Raw genomic sequence first — 18,685 nt, 5'->3', positions numbered from 1 at the left:
GCTTCATTCGATAAACATAAGGAGGTAGTTTTAGGTCATACTACTACTTTTTTTGGGTTAGTATGGTGGTAATACAATAAAAGTATGCTAGGTATCATACTGCGGCTTGACTACAGTATTTAAAAACAACTTGAAGTACTAATAATTTTAGTATTTTAAACTAGATCCCGCGATCAAGTCGCGGGATGACAGATTCAAAAAATAATATACTTCTGATCAATAAAAAGTAGATAGACGCAGTTTAACTTGGAAAGAGCAAGGAGTCTGTAAGCCGAGGAGCGGAGCATATACTTAATACGTGAGCATCCGAAGACTTACCAAAACGACGTAGCCAATTTTCCAAATTAAACGAGTATATTCACAATTTTACGAGGAACGAGGATAATCTTCTTCGGCTCTTTCCCTTCTAAGAACTTTTGTACCTTTGGCAGACTGACGGTAACTTGCTTTATTTCATCTTCACTTACGGAAGTTTTAAACTCATAGGTATCACGGAGTTTGCCGTTAACCTGCACTGCCATAATATATGTATCTAACTCTAGCATTGATTCATCAAATGCAGGAAAAGACAAATTATATAATCGCTCTTTATTGCCAAGCTTTTGCCAAATTTCTTCCGTAATATGCGGGATAAAAGGATTTAGTAGCTGTACTAAAACATTAAAGCCATGCCTTACGGTTTTAACATCAATTTTATCTTTGGATATTTCAGCAGATATAGCATTAGAAAGCTCGCGCATACGTGCTATTGCTCTGTTTAGGGCAAAATGCTTTATATCTTCGGCGACGTGCTTTATTGTAAAATGTACTAACCTATTAAGCTCTTTATTAACCTCGCTATTCACATCATCTTTTAAAGCATCTATCGCCTTCAACATATACTCAAGCTTATTAATAAAACGTGAGCAGCCTTCAATACCGCTTGCCGACCATTCTAGATCTTTCTCAGGCGGACTATCGGACAGTACAAAAAGCCTAATAGCATCTGCCCCATATTGCTCTTGCATTGTCTCAAGATCGATGAGATTCTTTTTAGACTTACTCATCTTTTCAATACGTCCCTGCACTACTCTATTATTGCTTTCTTTATGAAAAAATTCATTACCCTTTTTAACTACTTCTTCAGGATATAACCAATTATTATGTTCATCTTTGTAAGTGGCATGCAGCACCATACCTTGAGTAAATAGCCCTTTAAAAGGCTCTCGAACGCTTACGTAATTCTGTTCGTTCATTACTTTTGTGAAAAACCTTGCATATAATAAATGCATTACCGCATGTTCAATGCCGCCTATATATTTATCGACCGGTAGCCAGTAATCACAAGCTTTTTTATCAGTCATCTCTGTAGCATTGCTATTGCAATATCTCGTAAAATACCAAGATGATTCAAAAAATGTATCAAAAGTATCGGTTTCACGCACAGCCGGCTTATCGCATTTCGGACAATTAACATGTTTCCAACTAGGATGATGATCAAGCGGATTACCGTGACCGTCAAAATTTACATCATCAGGTAAAGTAACGGGTAAGTCTTTGTAAGGTACGGGCACTATGCCACAAATTGCGCAGTGAATCATAGGAATAGGACATCCCCAAAAGCGCTGCCTTGAAATCCCCCAATCTTTTAGACGATAATTTACGCTGCGTTTACCTATGCCTAGTTTCTCAAATTCTCCGATGACTTCTTGTTTTGCTTCGTTACTAGTTAAGCCGTTTAGAAAATCCGAATTAATTAAAATTCCATCTTCCGTATAAGCGGTCTTTTGTACATCCATATCTGCTTTAATTACTTGTTTAATAGATAAATTCATTTTAACAGCTAATTCATGGTCACATTCGTCATGAGCAGGGCAACCAAATATTGCACCAGTGCCATAATCCATTAGCACAAAATTAGTAATAATAACCGGTAAAACTATATTTGAATCGAAAGGATGAGTAACAAAAAGACCGGTAAATACACCTTCCTTTTCAGCCTTTTCTAGTTCGCTACTTCTTGTAATATGCGAGCATTGAGTTATAAAAGCGAGTATTTCAGGTGTTTTAGAAACTAACCGCTCTATTATCGGATGATTAAAGGCAATGCCTATAAAGCTAGCACCAAAAATGGTTTCAGGTTTGGTTGAGAATACTTCTATAGTAGTCTCTTCATTATCCTTAATTTTGAAATGCAAATTAGCACCTATCGATTTACCTATCCATTTCTCTTGCATAGACCGAACAGCTTCAGGCCACTCTTTTAAATTCTGAATTTCGTTTAATAATTCTTCAGCATAATCGGTAATTTTTAAGAACCATTGCTTTAAATAACGTTTTGCAACTATTGCACCTGAACGCCAACCACGCCCGTCTACAACTTGTTCATTCGCAAGCACGGTATTATCAACCGGATCCCAATTAACAAATGATTCTTTTTGATAAACAAGATTTCGTTCATAAAGCTCTAAAAAGAATTTCTGCTCATGTTTATAATACTCAGGATCGCAACCATTTATCTCTCTAGACCAATCATAAGAAAAGCCCATAGATTTTAGCTGCTTTTTCATATTCTTGATATTAGAATATGTCCATTTTTTTGGGTGAGAATTATTTTTTATTGCGGCATTTTCGGCAGGTAGCCCGAAAGCATCCCAGCCCATCGGATGAAGCACATTAAAACCTTGCATAGTCATAAACCTTGCAATAACATCACCTATAGAATAGTTGCGTACGTGACCTACATGGATTTTACCGGAAGGATAAGGTAGCATTTCAAGTACGTAATATTTTGGCTTGCTACTCGCGTTTGATACCTCAAAAGCTTTTTCTTCTTGCCAAATGTACTGCCATTTTTGTTCTATTTGGTTCATATTTTTTTAATTTATATACTGTATTGTCATTGCGAGCAGTCGTAGACTGCACGGCAATCTCATCAAATACTCCGTAATTTCCTCGCAATGACGGCAATACTGTTATTACCTCACACTATTAATATATATCTCTCTAGCTTTTCTTAAAATTTTATCTTCAATCGTGATAGCAAGATTTGAGGTGTTTTCATTAAGTACCCATTGTTTATTTTTAAGCATTTCTTCAAATACTTTCACTTCGATTGAATCAGGGCTGATTACATCGTCTTTAATAAATATATTTATTTTAAATCGAAAATTAGGATTAGAACGTGGGCTATACCATTCCGTAATAATCACGCCGCCGTTTGAGTCGGCTGATGCAAGAGGAGCAACACTGATAGTCTCTAATGCTGCTTGCCAGAGATATTTATTAACTGAACCTCCTACAGCTTTAGTAGATTCATTCTTAACCCTACCCGGTCTAAACACTAATCCTTCTTCACCTGCTATAGAACCTACTTCGTCCCATTTCTGCTCTCGTTCTGTTTTTGGATAATCACCCGCTAAGATACTAGTACTTATTGCACTAAGTATAATTACAAAAAATAATCCGATAATTTTCTTCATAACCAATATTTAATTAGTGTGCTTGAGGGAAATAATAGAGAAGCTTTAGCTATTAGTCAAAAATTATTTCTTCCCACTGTTCTTTGGCATTGTTATATGACTCAAAAAAAACCACTCGATGTCATACCCGCCTATGCGGGAATAACATAGGGCAGATTTAATTATTTCTCAGAAATAAATTCAAAACGTGGAATATTTTTGCCGTGTAATAAAACCTTTTCGTTAAACATTTCAAGCGGCCTTACCCAGAAGCTGGAAATTATCATATAACTCTTGCAAAGTTTCAGTATGTTGCAGTATCTATAACTTGATATAATTTTTCTTTGTAATGCTTATATATTCCGGTTCTCATAACACTTACACCTTAACAGGCATGACGACAAAAATATCTTTAGGATTCTCAGGAAATTTAATAAGTACCGGTGCTGAAACATCTGAAAAATATAGTTCTACTAAATCCGATTTCACTGCTTTTAAGACATCTTCCAAATATTGCGGGTTAAAGCCTATAGCTAAAGACTCATCACTATTATATTCATAAAAACTTTCCTTATCTTGTGAAGAATTAATAACCTCTTTTGCGTTACCTCTTGCTTCACCGACGGCACTAATCTCTAAGGTTTCACGAGATAACGATAATTTTACTGCTCTAAATTTTTCAACGGTTATTATCGCTATCCTTTCTATACTATCTGCAAACATTTTTCGATTAATTACTAATTTTGAGCTGCTGCTTTCCGGAATAAAAGTACTATAATCAGGGAAAGTACCGTCTATAAGCTTTGATAGCATAATAGTATTTTCGTTACATATAAATTTAATCTTATTGCTATTTAATAAAATTTCTATATCTTCATTTATATTTTTAGGATCTTTAACGATTTTTAAAATTTCCTCTGCACTTTTTTGCGGTAATATAACTCCAAAATTCTTTATTTGTTTTTCTAATGTTACCCATGAAATCGAAAGTCTATGCCCATCGGTACTTGCCGAACAAAACTCTTTGTCTTTTATGTGTAAATAAACACCGTTTAAATTATAACGAGTTTCATCTAAAGAAATCGAAAATTTTGTCGATTCGATTATTTTAGCAAAATCCGTGCAGGAAATTTTAAAACTTGCTTCAGGATTAATACTATCCATTGCAGGAAAAGAACTAACCGGCAAAGTAAATAAATTAAATTTACAATTTTTTCCTTTGATCTCAAGTCCCGTTGTACCGAGATCTGTTAATGTAAGCTCGGAATCCGGAAGTTTTCGGACTATATCATTTAGAGTTTTCGTAGAAACGGTACATTCACCTTCACTTACTACCTGTACTGCTATTTTTTGACTTAAGTACAAATCCATATTAGTAGAACTAAGCTCTAGATTGCTGTCTTTTGCCGATAATTTAATGTTTGCATATTCAGATATTACATTACGTTTTTCAACAACGGAACTTGCAAACCCTAGGGACTGAACTAATGTTTTTGTTTCAACTATTAATTTTAACATATTGTTATTCTCTTAATGTTCCTTGAAATTTTTGTGAGATGGCAACAACTAAATCTTTACTGAACGAATTTAAATCAGTATCAGATAGCGTCCGATCATCTGCTTGTAGCTCTATTTTAACCGCTATAGATTTTTTACCTTCAGGTAATTTATCACCGGTATAAATATCAAATAATATAACTGATTTGATAAGCTTTTTATTAAAATTATTTATATATGATATTATTTCACCGACTCTATGATCTTGACCAACAATAAATGCGTAATCTCTAAAATTAGCTTGGAAATCCGATACTGCAAATTCGTCTCTTTTACCAAATTTAGCTTTTATCAACGGCAAATTCGTAATATTTAGCTCGAATGCAAATATTTCCTGATTAATATCGTAATATTTCAAGATTTTAGGGTGTATCTGCCCAAAATGACCTAATAAATTTTTACCAAGCCCTATATTTACTGCTCTAGTTGGATGATAATATTGTGGCAATGCTGTCCCATTTGTTGCTATACATTTATCTATAGATAGTCCTGCATAATCAGCTACCAACTCTAAATCGCCTTTAAGATCAAAAACATCATAGCCTCGTCCAAGCGAATGAGGATTTTTATTATTATATGAACCGCTTATAATTGCCGTCAAATAAGTTGCTTCCGTATTTAAATCTATAAAACTTGGTCCAACTTCAAAAAAAGCCATATCTTTTATAGAGCGTGCTAGATTTTTACTTACTATACTTAACAAATTCGGCAGTATAGTAGGACGCATATAATTGTCTCCTATGCTAATAGGATTAAGCAAAAATAACTCTTCTTTTAATTCAGCAAACAACTTTGCATCTTCACTACTCATAAAAGAGTTAGTTACTACCTCATCATAGCCTTTGCTTGCTAATATCCTTTTAAAACTAGATATTCTTTTATGCTCTCTTAGCTTATTATTATCTTGGTCTAGTTCGGGTAATTTTATACTCTCTATTTTATCATAGCCGTAAATACGAGCGATTTCTTCAGCTATATCTTCTAAAATAGTTATATCGTGACGCCAAGAAGGAGCTATTACCTTTATAATCTCACCTTTAACATCCGTAATAAATCCTAGTTTATTTAATATGGCTTCTATCGCTTTGATATTTAGTTTAATTCCTGTAATTTTTTCTAAATAACATGCTGAAAAATCTAAAGGTTTTTTTTGTGACTCTTTTTCACCGACTTTCACTACTTCCGATACTTCACCGTTTCCGCATATTGACAAAATAAGATTAGTTGCTATATCCAAAGCCTTTTCCGTAAAATTTCTATCGATATTACGCTCATTACGATATCTAGCATCCGTATCAATTTGGAACCTTCGCCCGCTAGCTGCAACCATTTTAGCATTAAAACAAGCAGCCTCGAGTATTATATTAGTCGTACTATCAGTACAACTACTATCAGCCTCACCAATGACACCGGCCAGACCTTGAATACCGCTTTCATCTTTTATAACTAAATCATGTTCTGTAAGTAAATATTCTTTGCCGTTTAGGGCGTGGCATTTAGCTACGTCATTGCGAGGCTGCAAAGCAGCCGTGGCAATCTCATTTTGTTGTCCTGAGATTGCTTCGTCGCTACGCTTCTCGCAATGACGTGCTACAGTAATTCCCCCTTTTATCCTATCTGCATCGTAAGCATGCATCGGCTGCCCAAAGCTATAGGAAATATAATTTGTTACATCCACTAAACTTGAAATAGTTTTTACCCCAACATTTTTTAATAATTTCCGTAACCAATCAGGGCTTGGTTTATTTTTTAAATTTCTTATCTCTCTAAAAGTAAATAACGGACAGGCTTCCTTATCTTGCACGTTAAGCTTCATTTTAGAAATAAATGTACTCTTTATTGCCGCAATTTCTAGCTCTTTAAGTATTCCTATGCCTTTAGCTGCTAAATCTCTTGCGATGCCGTAAACTCCAAGTGCATCACCACGATTAGGAGTAACGTTAATAACAAATATAGGATCATTTAAACCATAATATTTAGTAAAATTCTCTCCAACTACGGCATCTTCAGATAGCTCTATAATCCCTTCAGACTCTGAAGCTAGCAGTAATTCCTCTTCAGAGCAAAGCATACCACAGCTTTTTTCGCCTCTAATAACAGACTCCTTAATCTTAAATTTACCGTTTGGTATTTCTATTCCGATATTTGCAAGTACTACTTTTATACCTGCTCTTGCATTACGCGCACCACAAACTATTTGCAGCATACCGCTTTTAGTCTCAACATCACAAAGCTTTAATTTATCAGCTGACGGGTGAGGTTTAATATTTGTAATATATGCTACTTCAAACTTTTGTAATTCCGCCGCTTTATCTATCACCTCTTCCACTTCAAGGCCAATAGCTGTTAGGGCTTCGGCAACTTCAGTAACTGAAGCCGATGTCTCTAAAAATTGTTTTAACCATGATAACGTAAATTTCATTTCGTAAGCCCTCCTGCTAAATTCGGTATATCAAAGCTCCCAAAATTATAATGTTTAAGCCAACGCATATCTCCTTCAAAAAATTGTCGTAAATCTTTGATATTATATTTTAACATTGCAAAACGCTCTACTCCAAGCCCAAAAGCAAAACCTTGATACTCGCTGCTATCAATACCAACATTTTTAAGCACGTTGGGATGAACCATCCCGCAACCGAGGACCTCAAGCCATTTATCGTTTTTATTCATCCGAATATCAACTTCGGCAGAAGGTTCGGTAAATGGGAAAAAGCTGGGTCTAAAACGTAATTCAATATTAGAATTTTCAAAAAAGCTTTTTATAAATGTCGTGATAACATATTTTAAATGTCCCATATTGATATTTTTATCCATAACAAGCCCTTCTATTTGGTGGAACATTGGCGTATGCGTCATATCCGAATCCGATCTATAAGTCCTACCCGGTGCTATAAACCTAAAAGGCGGTTTGCCGTTTTTCATAGCTCTAATCTGCACTGTTGAGGTATGAGTACGTAATAACAGCGGCTTATTATTTTCCTGACTTTTCAAATAAAAAGTATCATGCATTTGCCTTGCGGGATGATCATCTTCAAAATTGAGAGCGGTAAAATTATGAAAATCATTCTCGATATTCGGTCCGTTTTCTATAGTAAAACCAAACTGCGAAAATACTTGTATTAACTCCTCACTACATTGTGTTATTGGATGAATAGAACCTTGTTTATATCTCCGTGCAGGGATTGTTAAATCAATTTTATCGGCAGCAAGTTTAAAATTTAGTTCCTGCTCCTCTAAAATTTCTGCTTTTGCTTTTATTATATTCTGTATATTATCTTTTAATTTATTGATTTTTAAGCCAAATTCTTTACGTTCCTGTTCATTTAAACTACCTAATTTTTTAAGCTCACCGGTCACTATACCGTTCTTGCCTAAAAATGCTACTTTATATTCTTGCAGAGCTTTTAAGTTTTGTACTAATAAGATTTTGTCCTCAGCAAGCCTTAATATTGTTTCTATATTTTCCATGATTGTTTTTTTGTTTTTGATTTTTTATTGTACGGTAGAACGTCATTGCGAGCGGGCATTGTTGTGTGGACCTGTTTATCCGTCATGGCAAGGAAATCGCATAGCAATTGATGAAGCAATCCAGTTAAAAATTCTGTAAATCAGAATTTTTTAATTATTTTCTGGATTGCCGCGTCACCTACGGCTCCTCGCAATGACGACCTTCAGTATCTACGCAACAATACCTCCTTGCAATGACGTTAAACCAACATACACTTCATATAATTCTCTTCTATCCCCACCAACTTCGCTTTAAATATCTGCCCTATTTCTAAAGGTTTATCTAGCTTTACCGGAATGAAATTTTCGGTATGGGCAATATTATTATTCTCTACTAATAACTCCACTTTCTGTCCTATATGTTTTTTAAAGAATTCGGTCAACTGGTTTTGCCCTTCTTGCCTTAAAATTTCTGCCCTTTCTTTTCTTATATTTTTAGGTACTTGTGGCATACGTGCTGCAGGCGTTCCTTCTCTTTCCGAATAAGGAAAAACATGTAAATATTGTAATTCCGCTTCTGAAATTAATTTTCTTGTATTTTCAAACATTTCAGGGGTTTCAGTCGGGAAACCAGCTATAATATCCGCACCAAAAGATACTTCCGGTCTTATTGTCCGCAGCTTCCGACAAAACTCTATTACGTTGGCTCTATTATGACGTCTTTTCATACGTTTTAATATCATATCATCACCTGCTTGCAAGCTAATATGAAAATGCGGCATTATCCTTTCACTATAAGCTATAAGCTCAAAAAGTTCATCATCTATTTCTGCAACATCTATTGAAGATAATCTCAGCCTCTTTAATTCAGGAACTAAATTCAACACTCGTTTAATCATTTGTGCGAATGTTGGACTTCCTGGCAAATCACTACCATAAGCCGTGACATCGACACCGGTAAAAACTACTTCTTTAAAGCCGTTTAATACCAAATGCTTTACCTGCTCTACTATAGCTCCTATTGCTACTGATCTACTTTTGCCTCTACCATAAGGGATAATACAGAAAGTACAAAAATGATCACAACCGTTTTGTACCTGAATAAAAGCACGAGACTTACAGTCAAAGCTACTTACTAAATGACTTGCCGTCTCTTTCACCGACATTATATCGTTAACTGTTATTTTTGCATCGGTAATTTGGTAGTAATTAGGTAATAACTTCTCTTCATTACCTATAACTTTGTCAACTTCCGGCATATTACCGTACATTTGCGGACTTGTTTGAGCACTACAGCCGGTAACAATAATTTTTAAATCAGGATTATTTTTTTTAGCCTTGCGTATAGCTTGTCTTGCTTGTTTCTCAGCTGCTTTAGTTACCGCACAAGTATTGAATATTGCTACATTATCGATACCCGACAATTCCAAGTTTTTTCGTATTATCTCACTTTCGTAAATATTAAGTCTACAGCCAAATGTTACTACGTTTTGTCTTAAATTATTGCTCACAATAATATTCCCCACGTGCTACAAGCGTAGCTGCCCCTTGCATTATTATATTACCGTTTTCTTCTTTCATAGTAAGGTTACCGTGCTTAAAGACTATAGTACTTGGTGAATGGATAAAACCGCACTTTAAACCGGCAGCAAAACTACCGCAAGCTCCACTTCCGCAAGCAAGCGTTAACCCTGCCCCCCGCTCCCAAACGGATAAATAGATTTTATTATCTTTTACTTCAGCAAAATTAACGTTTACCCCATCTGCGAATAATTCCTTAGCCTGCAATCTTTCACCAACAATTTTTTGATCTTGAGGTTCTAACTTACTAAAAATAACTACATGCGGATTACCTATATCAACGCAAATAGTTTCCTTTAAATCAATCATATAACGCTCTGCAAACTCCCAAACTTTATCACGACTTGGCATCCAAGCTTCATTAAAACTCACGCTTCCTACATTAACGCTAATATTATTTTCATCATTAACATTACATAGCAATTTTTTATTGCCTACCATTATGGTAATATCTTGCTTTCCCGTATCAAGATAAATTAACTTGGCTAAACATCTTGTAGCATTACCGCATAATTTAGCACTAGAGCCGTCTATATTATATATAATCATTTCATAAAAATCATTATGCTCTTCATAAAGAATAAACTGATCGCAACCAATACCTGTATGACGCTCAGCCATATTTTTTGCTAACTGCGATAAATCATATGAACTTGATAAATCTCGTTTGTTAACAATAACAAAATCATTACCGAGACCATGCATTTTTACAAAATTAATTTTACTAATCATAATGATTTACATATTAGGAAATTGTATTATAGCAAATTTCTTGGAATTTGCTATAATGAAGTGATGATATATAAAAATATAGACTATTATGCTAATTTCACGTTTCTTAGACCCTAAAAATAACTATACATTTTTAAAAATTTTCGGTACAGAAAAAAATAAGGATATACTTATTCATTTTCTAAATCACATTTTAGGTTATACGGGAAAAGAAGTAATTACCGAAGTTACTTTTTAAAAAAATCTAAGGTTCCGATATCGCTGCTTATAGACAATCTATAGCTGAGGTATTATGTAGAGATAAATACGGTACTCAATTTATTGTAGAGATGCAGGTCAGCAAACATCCAGGTTTTGAAAAACGAGCTCAGCTTTATACAGCAAAGGCCTATTCAAGAAAAATAATAAACAAAAATGAAGATCATAAACAAAATGGCAGTATATGCAAAACTTCGAGGAGTAATATTCTTAGCTATTGCCGATTTTATTTTATTGCCCGATAAAAAAGATTGGAGATCAGATCATAGATTACTTGATACTAAAACTTATGAGAACAACCTACAAGATTTTTATTTTATCTTTTTAGAGCTTAAGAAATTTAATAAAGAATTAGATCAATTAGAGAACCTTCAAGAAAAATGGGCATATTTCTTTAAACATGCACATGAAAGCACTCTAGAAGAAATGGATAATTTGATAGGTCATGATTTTATTATTAAAAAAGCTTTTTATGCTTTGGATCAAGCTAGTTGGTCTGAAAAAGAGTTAAATACTTATGAAAAAATGATAAAAACCGAAATGGATAATCTAGCCGTAGAAGAGCAGAAAATTATGGATGCTGAAGCTTAAAGGGGAAGCCAGAGGGGAAGCAAAACAAAAAATTTCTATAGCTAAAAAAATGTTAGCAAAAAATAAACCTTTAGATAAAATTATAGATTTTACCGGTTTAACAGAAAAAGAAATCGAGCAATTAAAGTAATGAAGATCCTTAATATTATGCTAAGTCGTGACCTTGGCGGCATTCAACAAGCATTTTTAGATTATAGCATTGCTTTAGAGATGCAAAAAATTGAGGTTATAAATATCACTTCTTACAAGGCAAAAATAAATTCCTTTCTACACAAACAAAGCTTAAAACTACCTAATATAGTACCATTTGATTTACTCTCGGTACTTATTTTTAAGTATATAATTCATAAGACTAAACCCGATATAATTATAGCACACGGTAATAGAGCAATAAATTTTAGTAAATTTGCTAAATCACAAAATATAAAATTAATCGGTATCGCTCATAATTATAGTTTAAAAGGACTACGTAAATGTGATTTTGTTATTGCCTTGACGCATCATATGAAAGAATTTTTATTAAAAAATTACTTTGCCGCATCTAGGATATGCATCCTACCGAATATGATAAATATTGCTAAAGACTTTATTCCAAATAAAACATATAGAAAACCTGTCGTACTTGGTGTACTAGCAAGATTTGTAGCTAAGAAAGGTGTTGATGTTTTTATTAAAGCTATCAAAATTTTAAAAGAAAAAAAATATGATCTTCATGCAGTTATAGGTGGAAGCGGCGAGGAAAAAGATAATTTAATTGCTTTAGCACATAAACTTAATTTACAAGATCAAATATCATTTACGGGATGGGTTAACGATAGAAATAAATTCTTTAAACAAATAGATATTTTTTGCTTACCGTCTCTTCATGAACCGTTTGGAATTATAGTGCTTGAAGCAATGGAGGCAAGCATGCCTATCGTTAGTACAGATACTGAAGGGCCTGCAGCAATCTTAAACGACATGCAAGACGGGCTTATTTGTAAAGCCGGCTCTGCTGAAGATTTAGCAGCAAAAATTGTCTATCTAATAGAGAACCCTATAAAAGCACAAGAATTTTCTAAAAACGCCTACCTTACTCTCAAACAAAATTATGACATTAAAGTTGTTTCTGAAAAGTTACAGCATATTTTAGAAAGCTTCAGATAAGATGAATTTAAGGGTGAGCCTACACCTTATAAAAATACGTGAACACAACAAGCGAATCCTGCAAAATTCACTTATATCAAGCTTTCTAAAATATGCTATAGCAACATTATTACGTAATTATAAAAATAGTTAGTTGAAAAAATAATAGTCTATATTGACATAACGGTTTAAAGATTCTTAATTAATATTAAGTAAGAAGAGGCAAGATATCGTGCTTTATACGAGGAAAAAGCCGTTTCGGAAGAGCAGTATTTACAGATGCTAACTAATATGAATATGCTTAGGGCCACCGTGGAACGCGATAAAGCAATTATTGCAGACGCTAATTTACAAATCGAGTATTCAAAAATAGTAGCTCCTTTTGATGGTAAACTTAGTGAGAATAATGTGGATATAGGTGATTTAGTATCGCCGGATTTTGTGCGTCTAGTAACTATCAATACTAGATCGCCTATTTATGTCAGCTTCTCCGTACCTGAAAAATATCTCGATCGTATTAATAAATCTCAAAAATCTAATGATTGAGCTTTGACGGTTAGAACCGTAAGCGACCAAGAAATTAAAGACGGTGAGATCGTTTTTGTCGCTAATGCGATTGATCCAAATAGCGGCATTATCAAAGTTAAAGCAACACTACCTAACCAAAACGAAATATTATGGCCGGGACAGTATGTTCGTGTATCCCTCACGCTTTACATCGAACAAGAGGCTTTAATAGTTCCGTCTAAAATCATGCAAACTAACACTCAAGGTCCTTATATATTTGTTGTCGATCAAGATAATAAAGCCGTGGTCAAGAATATAGATATAGTGTTTTCTAATGATGATTTTATTGTTATTAAAAGCGGTATAGATGAGGGAGAAACGGTAATCACCAACGGGCAGCTACGATTATCTAACGGAGCAGAGGTGAGTGTTAGGGAGGAGTAGAGTCAAATCGTCATTGCAAGGAAATTACAAAGTAATTGACGAAGCAATCTTAGGAGATTGTCATTATTTCATGAAATTGCCACGCGTCTTACAGTCGCTCGCAATGACGATATGTATGACGGACAAAATCCATAAAACAGGAAAAAATAATTGGGTATTTCAGAAATATTTATTAAGCGTCCGGTTCTTGCTACTTTATTCATGGTCACTATTTTGCTGTTTGGAGCATTCGGCTATAGGATATGACCGGTAAGCGTTTTACCTGACATCAACTGCCCGACTATTCCGGTTTCAGTAAACTTGCCTGGAGCTGACCCTACTACTATGACGTCTTCAGTTGCATTACCGCTTGAAAAGCAATGCTCGACGAGATATTGACTCGATGAGTTCGGTTAATAGTAACGGTACTACTCAAATTACTTTGCAGTTTAATTTAGACCGAGATATAGATGCAGTGGCACAAGACATACAAGCAACTACCGAACGACTTACCTACCCCGCCCTCATATTGTAAAGTAAATCCTGACGACGCACCTATATTTTATTTATCTTTAACCTCTGAGACTCTTCCCCTTATATACCGTGGACTATTAACAATTATGGCTGAGTGTTTATCTATACTGCCGGGTGTTGCACAGATACAAGTTTACGGCTCACAGCAATATGCAGTACGTGTGCAGATTGACCCTGTTAAAATGGCAGCAAATAATATAGGGCTTGACCAAGTATCAAACATTATCAGCTCTGCTAACGTTAATTTACCGACCGGAGCTTTATACGGTACAGATATTTACTCAAGCATTAGAGCCCCTGGGCAATTACAAAATGTTAAAGAATATAATGAGTTAATATTAACTTATAAAAACGGTAATCCGCTTTTTCTTAAAAATATTGGGAAAACCATTGATAGCGTAGCTAATAATAAAATAGCCGCTTGGTATAGAGATAAGCCGGGGGTAATACTTGCTATTCAAAAACAACCGGATACTAATACTATTGAAATAGTCGACTCTATAAAAGAAATATTGCCGTTGCTTCGCAGGCAAATCCCTGAGGGGATTAATATTAATATCATGTTTGATAGGTCAATGTCTATATCAGAGAATCGGTGAATGATACCAATTTTACTATGCTACTCGCTTTAATACTCGTAGTGATTGCTATATTTCTCTTTCTACATAACTGACGGTCCGTGATTATTCCGACTATTGCCCTTCCTTTATCAGTTGTCGGTACTTTTACCTTTATATATCTATTCGGTTATAGCATCGATAATATGTCTTTAATGGCTCTAACGCTTGCGATGGGTTTTGTCGTGGATGATGCAATAGTAGTGCTTGAAAATATCACACGACATATGGAAAAAGGCGAGAGTAAAATAGCAGGATGTATTAACGGTACTAAAGAAATAGGATTTACTATCGTCTCAAGGACTTTATCCCTAATGACGATATTCATCCCAATATTATTTATGAGCGGCATTTTAGGGAAGCTACTGCACGAACTTGCCGTTGTTATTACTACCGCTATTTTGCTTTCGGGAATTATCTCGATAACCGTAACTCCTATGTTATGTAATGTGTTTTTGAGGGATCGTCATTGCGAGGAACGTAGTGACGAAGCACTCTCAGGGCAACCAACCGAGATTGCCACGGCGTCTTTGACGCCTCGCAATGACGACCTACCACTAACCGAAAAAGCCTTTGAATATGTCAAACAAAAATATGGTAGCAGTCTAAAAACAGTAGTAGAGCATTCAAAAACTACTATGCTTATATTTTTCTCTTAGTAATCATCGCAACGACTTATTTATTTGGGAAAGTACGCAAAGGCTTTATGCCTTATTCCTATACGGGACAAATCTTAGTTTTTACCGATGCCGCTCAAACTATTTCTTTTGATGCGATGGTGCAAGAACAGCAACAAGTAAGTGATGTATTACTTAAAAATCCTAATATAGATTCATTTTTTTCTGCCGTAGGTGTTTCAGGTAGAAACTCTGCTGTAAATCAGGGTACGATTTTGATTAGCTTAAAACCTCGTGATCAAAGAATAGGAGCTGACGCCGTTATAGATCAGTTACGTTCAAAACTAAATCATTTAGTAGGTTTAAGGGTATATATCCAGAACATACCTACTATTACGATCGACGGACCAGCAACCAAAAGCCAATATCAATATACTATGCAAGAACTCGATCAAGATGTGCTATTTAGCTTTGCACCGAAATTAAAGGACAAGCTCGCACGGCTGCCAGGTTTTATTGACGTAACTTCGGATTTACAAATAGCACAGCCATAAACTTTAGTGCAGATTGATAGATATAAGGCTGCAAAACTCGGTATATCAGTCGAGCACGTCCAGAATATCTTAATATGCAGCTTACGGTGCTGAGCAGATTTCCACATTATATACCCCAACAGCTCAATATGACGTTATTTTAGAGCTAGATCCTAAATATCAAACAGATTCGTCAATGTTATTTTTAGTCAATATTAACTCCGCAAGCGGCAATTTAGTACCGCTAACTACCCTTGCTAAAATTGTTAATACTGTTGGCCCGCTTAGTATTTCACATTTCGGGTAATTACCTTCAGTTACGGTATCATTTAACCTGCAAGATGAATATTCAATGAGTGATGCCGTTCCAAAAGTTAATCAAGCAATAAGAGAGTTACAAATGCCGGCTACGATTACGGGAAGCTTCCAAGAAACAGTTCAGGCATGTCAGTCATCTTTTTCCGATCTTGGCTTATTGCTTGGACTTGCCGTTATAGTTATTTACATCATCCTTGGTGGCATGTTATATGAAAGTTTTGTGCATCCTATAACTATACTTTTAGGACTACCTACCGCTATATTGAGAGCATTACTCACTCTACTAATATTTAATAGCGAACTTGATATGTACGGATTTGTCGGACTTATAATGTTAATCGGTATAATGAAGAAAAACGCTATCATGATTATCGATTTTGCCTTAGCACTCGAGAGAACTGACAATAAATCTTCGGCATGAAGCAATGTATAAAGCATGTATAATACGATTCAGACCGATTATGATGACTACCCTAGCTGCCTTAATGAGAGCTATGCCTATTGCGCTTGGAGTCGGAGCAACAAGAACAGAGAGAAGATCACTAGGGCCTGCAGTAGTGGGAGGTTTACTCACATTGTAATTACTTACTCTTTATACATCACACCAATAATTTGCCTATATTTAGAAACAGCTAAGAAATGGTTAAAGCATAGCAATTATAAAGCTGAAATTAGAAACTATCCGGAATTAAATTGGAAATCTTAATGTTGTTGTATGGCGCGAGAAACTCGTTCGGCGTTATACCGTGGCTTGACCACGCTATCCAGAAAATAACTAAAAATACTAATATTATTAGTATTTTTGACTAGCTCCCGTGGACAAGCTACGGCGTGACAGTGGTATCAAGCGTGTTCAGTATTCGGCGTCGTTTTCTCTTCTCCAGCAACCGTAATTTCATCACTATCATAATTAAATGTGTCCGTTTGTCCGTTGTAGAAGGAGTAGACGGTACAGGCGATGTGCTTACTAACTCAAGACTTTTGATCTAAATAGTCTCTTACTTCTCGTTTACCAAACAATTCCATAGTATCATTTTTATTACTTTCTTTTATATATGCTTCAAGAATATATGCCTTAATATATTCCATATTCTAGTATGTCCTTACCGCTTCTTTTATAATTAGCAAATGAGTAAGCAACACAAATACCGTAGTCATTTAATAAATGCTTGTGTCTTGTCTGTTGAATGTTGTTTTGCAGATTCCACAGCTCTTAAAGCATATAATATCTGTTCTCTTGTTGCTTGAATAGAAACATCATCTGAAGCCATACCGTAAGCTTTTTCAAGCTCTTGATCTTTAAAAAAAATGTAATTTTATTCTTTTATTTCAGTAACAATAGGGTTTTGAAGGCCTTTTATAAAGGTAAGACTAGCAGTACTTGCTGAGAGTTTACTTGTCATAATATACCTATTAATAAATTTAACATATTTCTATATTCAAATATTAATTTTTATTAATAAATAATAAACCTATGGGTAGTGATAAATATATCATATCAGAGATTGCTGTATATATCTAAAGACTGGAGATTTCTGCTTTTAGCTAAGAATAGGCTTATTATATCGCACAAGCATTACTGCCGTTATCATCATCTTCACGGATAAATTTTTGCTTTACCTTAGAATTGTTATTATACGGCTTACTATTTTTTACCGGTGGATAATTTACAGGCTCATAATTTGTAACGGGCGGGGCATAATTTTGATTTACTACAGCATTTGGACAAGTATATTTTGATATATCACGCTTAGTTTCTCTAAGCATGGCTTTTATCTGATTTAATTCCTCTTGTATCTTTTTTTCTTTATCACTATCGTCTTTTCTAACCTTTTTATTTGCTCTACTTAAAGTCATATCATCATCGGATTCAGCGAAACCGGCTTCTGCTTTTTGCCTGGCTATATCCCTTTTAATCATCTTAAGATACATTTCACGATTTCTCTTTACAGGATCGATACTTTCTCCTCTTAAAGGACTATCACTATCATAGTCATCATCGTTATCATAATCAAGATTATCTTCTACTATATTCTTTTTAGCCAAAGTAATATATTTATTATTATATACAGGTTTTCTCTTGCCGCCTTTAGCACCTTTGCTATCAACCAATCTGTTATTTGCTGATCTTTGAAAATAGCTTCTAAAATTATCTGTACAAGCTGAAAGTAAAAACATTCCTAAAAATAATATTATAATTTTTTTTAACATATATTTATATTATTCCAAAACTTTTATTAGACTTCCTGTACAACTTAGCTAATAAGGAGGAATTTGTAGAAGACACGGAACGCAGCACCGCAGCGTACGCTTTGGTACGTGAGGATACGAGTACCGGATCGATGCACAAATTACCCTTAGAAGCAAGTTATGCAGAAAGTCTAATATGATTAATGCCACATAAT

The 18,685-nt window shown here is 34.7% G+C and carries 22 protein-coding genes and 5 pseudogenes; 17 read left to right on the top strand and 10 right to left on the bottom strand.

Annotated elements, in window-relative coordinates; translation table 11 throughout:
* Positions 1–251: 251 nt before the first annotated feature.
* Positions 252–348: pseudogene (locus tag TENJIKU01_RS10485) on the top strand (palindromic element RPE5 domain-containing protein); the annotation flags it as partial.
* Here the strand turns inward: TENJIKU01_RS10485 and leuS are convergent.
* The 8 genes from leuS to dapF all read right to left on the bottom strand — a co-directional run bounded on the left by leuS (position 345) and on the right by dapF (position 10,757).
* Complete coding sequence (gene leuS, locus TENJIKU01_RS00940; protein WP_064428855.1) at positions 345–2,852, bottom strand: leucine--tRNA ligase; 2,508 nt, start codon at positions 2,850–2,852, stop codon at positions 345–347. The pseudogene TENJIKU01_RS10485 and the gene leuS overlap by 4 nt on opposite strands.
* Positions 2,853–2,957: 105 nt before the next feature.
* On the bottom strand, positions 2,958–3,461 hold the full coding sequence (locus tag TENJIKU01_RS00935; protein ID WP_064428854.1) for a DUF3576 domain-containing protein: 504 nt from the start codon (positions 3,459–3,461) through the stop codon (positions 2,958–2,960).
* A gap of 161 nt (positions 3,462–3,622) precedes the next feature.
* Positions 3,623–3,691 carry a hypothetical protein gene (locus TENJIKU01_RS09345; protein WP_231839134.1) on the bottom strand — a complete coding sequence of 23 codons (69 nt, stop codon included), beginning with the start codon at positions 3,689–3,691 and terminating at the stop codon, positions 3,623–3,625.
* Between the two features lie 127 nt (positions 3,692–3,818).
* On the bottom strand, positions 3,819–4,958 hold the full coding sequence (gene dnaN / locus TENJIKU01_RS00930) for a DNA polymerase III subunit beta (protein ID WP_064428853.1): 1,140 nt from the start codon (positions 4,956–4,958) through the stop codon (positions 3,819–3,821).
* Between the two features lie 4 nt (positions 4,959–4,962).
* Positions 4,963–7,419, bottom strand: coding sequence for a phenylalanine--tRNA ligase subunit beta (pheT, locus tag TENJIKU01_RS00925; protein ID WP_064428852.1), 2,457 nt, complete (start codon positions 7,417–7,419; stop codon positions 4,963–4,965).
* Positions 7,416–8,465 (bottom strand): phenylalanine--tRNA ligase subunit alpha, encoded by a 1,050-nt coding sequence (gene pheS / locus TENJIKU01_RS00920; RefSeq protein ID WP_064428851.1) that lies wholly within the window; start codon positions 8,463–8,465, stop codon positions 7,416–7,418. The genes pheT and pheS overlap by 4 nt, the downstream gene beginning before the upstream one ends.
* Positions 8,466–8,704: 239 nt before the next feature.
* Complete coding sequence (gene mtaB, locus TENJIKU01_RS00915) at positions 8,705–9,970, bottom strand: tRNA (N(6)-L-threonylcarbamoyladenosine(37)-C(2))-methylthiotransferase MtaB (RefSeq protein ID WP_082894443.1); 1,266 nt, start codon at positions 9,968–9,970, stop codon at positions 8,705–8,707.
* Entirely contained in the window at positions 9,945–10,757 is an 813-nt protein-coding gene (dapF, locus tag TENJIKU01_RS00910) for a diaminopimelate epimerase (RefSeq protein ID WP_064428849.1), read from the bottom strand. Before dapF ends, mtaB begins: the two co-directional genes overlap by 26 nt.
* A gap of 88 nt (positions 10,758–10,845) precedes the next feature.
* Here dapF and TENJIKU01_RS10480 point away from each other — a divergent pair, with 88 nt between their 5' ends.
* From TENJIKU01_RS10480 to TENJIKU01_RS10845, 15 genes and pseudogenes are all read left to right on the top strand, one after another.
* Entirely contained in the window at positions 10,846–10,995 is a 150-nt protein-coding gene (locus TENJIKU01_RS10480; RefSeq protein WP_082894442.1) for a PD-(D/E)XK nuclease family transposase, read from the top strand.
* Between the two features lie 19 nt (positions 10,996–11,014).
* Positions 11,015–11,260, top strand: a complete 246-nt coding sequence (locus TENJIKU01_RS10475; protein ID WP_082894441.1) for a PD-(D/E)XK nuclease family transposase — start codon at positions 11,015–11,017, stop codon at positions 11,258–11,260.
* Positions 11,172–11,606, top strand: coding sequence for a PD-(D/E)XK nuclease family transposase (locus TENJIKU01_RS10470; RefSeq protein WP_371440151.1), 435 nt, complete (start codon positions 11,172–11,174; stop codon positions 11,604–11,606). Before TENJIKU01_RS10475 ends, TENJIKU01_RS10470 begins: the two co-directional genes overlap by 89 nt.
* Positions 11,593–11,736, top strand: coding sequence for a hypothetical protein (locus tag TENJIKU01_RS10465; RefSeq protein ID WP_371440150.1), 144 nt, complete (start codon positions 11,593–11,595; stop codon positions 11,734–11,736). Before TENJIKU01_RS10470 ends, TENJIKU01_RS10465 begins: the two co-directional genes overlap by 14 nt.
* Complete coding sequence (locus TENJIKU01_RS00900) at positions 11,736–12,752, top strand: glycosyltransferase family 4 protein (RefSeq protein ID WP_064428848.1); 1,017 nt, start codon at positions 11,736–11,738, stop codon at positions 12,750–12,752. The genes TENJIKU01_RS10465 and TENJIKU01_RS00900 overlap by 1 nt, the downstream gene beginning before the upstream one ends.
* 276 nt (positions 12,753–13,028) lie before the next feature.
* Entirely contained in the window at positions 13,029–13,277 is a 249-nt protein-coding gene (locus tag TENJIKU01_RS09335) for an HlyD family efflux transporter periplasmic adaptor subunit (protein ID WP_227779793.1), read from the top strand.
* Positions 13,278–13,280: 3 nt separating this feature from the next.
* The gene (locus tag TENJIKU01_RS09330; protein WP_227779791.1) at positions 13,281–13,682 is read left to right on the top strand and encodes an efflux RND transporter periplasmic adaptor subunit; all 402 of its coding nucleotides are present in this window, start codon (positions 13,281–13,283) and stop codon (positions 13,680–13,682) included.
* 300 nt (positions 13,683–13,982) lie between these two features.
* Positions 13,983–14,060: a hypothetical protein gene (locus TENJIKU01_RS10460; protein WP_255374155.1), complete on the top strand. Its 78-nt coding sequence runs from the start codon at positions 13,983–13,985 to the stop codon at positions 14,058–14,060.
* Between the two features lie 4 nt (positions 14,061–14,064).
* On the top strand, positions 14,065–14,196 hold the full coding sequence (locus TENJIKU01_RS09320) for a hypothetical protein (RefSeq protein WP_064428847.1): 132 nt from the start codon (positions 14,065–14,067) through the stop codon (positions 14,194–14,196).
* Positions 14,132–14,794 (top strand): efflux RND transporter permease subunit, encoded by a 663-nt coding sequence (locus TENJIKU01_RS00885; RefSeq protein ID WP_082894439.1) that lies wholly within the window; start codon positions 14,132–14,134, stop codon positions 14,792–14,794. The genes TENJIKU01_RS09320 and TENJIKU01_RS00885 overlap by 65 nt, the downstream gene beginning before the upstream one ends.
* An 80-nt stretch (positions 14,795–14,874) precedes the next feature.
* Positions 14,875–15,471, top strand: coding sequence for an efflux RND transporter permease subunit (locus TENJIKU01_RS10060; protein ID WP_082894438.1), 597 nt, complete (start codon positions 14,875–14,877; stop codon positions 15,469–15,471).
* 47 nt (positions 15,472–15,518) lie between these two features.
* Positions 15,519–15,983: an efflux RND transporter permease subunit gene (locus TENJIKU01_RS10055; protein ID WP_064428846.1), complete on the top strand. Its 465-nt coding sequence runs from the start codon at positions 15,519–15,521 to the stop codon at positions 15,981–15,983.
* A gap of 6 nt (positions 15,984–15,989) precedes the next feature.
* Positions 15,990–16,701, top strand: a pseudogene (locus tag TENJIKU01_RS10050) (efflux RND transporter permease subunit).
* Positions 16,702–16,705: 4 nt separating this feature from the next.
* Positions 16,706–16,861, top strand: a complete 156-nt coding sequence (locus TENJIKU01_RS10045; RefSeq protein ID WP_255374145.1) for an efflux RND transporter permease subunit — start codon at positions 16,706–16,708, stop codon at positions 16,859–16,861.
* Between the two features lie 124 nt (positions 16,862–16,985).
* A pseudogene (locus TENJIKU01_RS10845) lies at positions 16,986–17,087 on the top strand (permease); the annotation flags it as partial.
* A gap of 36 nt (positions 17,088–17,123) precedes the next feature.
* On the opposite strand, the pseudogene TENJIKU01_RS10450 reads toward TENJIKU01_RS10845, so the two are convergent.
* Both TENJIKU01_RS10450 and TENJIKU01_RS00855 read right to left on the bottom strand, forming a co-directional pair.
* Positions 17,124–17,306: pseudogene (locus tag TENJIKU01_RS10450) on the bottom strand (hypothetical protein).
* A 534-nt stretch (positions 17,307–17,840) separates the two neighbouring features.
* Entirely contained in the window at positions 17,841–18,491 is a 651-nt protein-coding gene (locus TENJIKU01_RS00855) for a hypothetical protein (protein WP_064428845.1), read from the bottom strand.
* A gap of 26 nt (positions 18,492–18,517) precedes the next feature.
* Between TENJIKU01_RS00855 and TENJIKU01_RS06935 the strand changes: the two are divergent.
* Positions 18,518–18,652: pseudogene (locus TENJIKU01_RS06935) on the top strand (palindromic element RPE1 domain-containing protein); the annotation flags it as partial.
* Positions 18,653–18,685 lie beyond the last annotated feature (33 nt).

The sequence above is a fragment of the Rickettsia sp. Tenjiku01 genome (genome assembly GCF_001653015.1).
In the GTDB taxonomy this organism is placed as follows: Bacteria; Pseudomonadota; Alphaproteobacteria; order Rickettsiales; family Rickettsiaceae; genus Rickettsia; species Rickettsia rickettsii.
Note: the sequence above shows the minus strand (reverse complement) of the source record. Positions and strands in the feature narration are given on the sequence as shown.

What these genes read in the sequence shown, in the direction of transcription:
- pheS (WP_064428851.1), bottom strand. Translation starts at nt 8,465, where the DNA reads ATGGAAAATATAGAAACAATATTAAGGCTTGCTGAGGACAAAATCTTA.
- TENJIKU01_RS00900 (WP_064428848.1), top strand. Translation starts at nt 11,736, where the DNA reads ATGAAGATCCTTAATATTATGCTAAGTCGTGACCTTGGCGGCATTCAA.
- TENJIKU01_RS10045 (WP_255374145.1), top strand. Translation starts at nt 16,706, where the DNA reads ATGTATAAAGCATGTATAATACGATTCAGACCGATTATGATGACTACC.
- TENJIKU01_RS10055 (WP_064428846.1), top strand. Translation starts at nt 15,519, where the DNA reads ATGCCTTATTCCTATACGGGACAAATCTTAGTTTTTACCGATGCCGCT.
- dnaN (WP_064428853.1), bottom strand. Translation starts at nt 4,958, where the DNA reads ATGTTAAAATTAATAGTTGAAACAAAAACATTAGTTCAGTCCCTAGGG.
- TENJIKU01_RS09335 (WP_227779793.1), top strand. Translation starts at nt 13,029, where the DNA reads ATGCTTAGGGCCACCGTGGAACGCGATAAAGCAATTATTGCAGACGCT.
- TENJIKU01_RS09320 (WP_064428847.1), top strand. Translation starts at nt 14,065, where the DNA reads ATGAGTTCGGTTAATAGTAACGGTACTACTCAAATTACTTTGCAGTTT.
- TENJIKU01_RS00935 (WP_064428854.1), bottom strand. Translation starts at nt 3,461, where the DNA reads ATGAAGAAAATTATCGGATTATTTTTTGTAATTATACTTAGTGCAATA.
- TENJIKU01_RS10480 (WP_082894442.1), top strand. Translation starts at nt 10,846, where the DNA reads ATGCTAATTTCACGTTTCTTAGACCCTAAAAATAACTATACATTTTTA.
- TENJIKU01_RS10470 (WP_371440151.1), top strand. Translation starts at nt 11,172, where the DNA reads ATGAAGATCATAAACAAAATGGCAGTATATGCAAAACTTCGAGGAGTA.
- TENJIKU01_RS00855 (WP_064428845.1), bottom strand. Translation starts at nt 18,491, where the DNA reads ATGTTAAAAAAAATTATAATATTATTTTTAGGAATGTTTTTACTTTCA.
- TENJIKU01_RS10465 (WP_371440150.1), top strand. Translation starts at nt 11,593, where the DNA reads ATGCTGAAGCTTAAAGGGGAAGCCAGAGGGGAAGCAAAACAAAAAATT.
- leuS (WP_064428855.1), bottom strand. Translation starts at nt 2,852, where the DNA reads ATGAACCAAATAGAACAAAAATGGCAGTACATTTGGCAAGAAGAAAAA.
- TENJIKU01_RS00885 (WP_082894439.1), top strand. Translation starts at nt 14,132, where the DNA reads ATGCAGTGGCACAAGACATACAAGCAACTACCGAACGACTTACCTACC.
- pheT (WP_064428852.1), bottom strand. Translation starts at nt 7,419, where the DNA reads ATGAAATTTACGTTATCATGGTTAAAACAATTTTTAGAGACATCGGCT.
- dapF (WP_064428849.1), bottom strand. Translation starts at nt 10,757, where the DNA reads ATGATTAGTAAAATTAATTTTGTAAAAATGCATGGTCTCGGTAATGAT.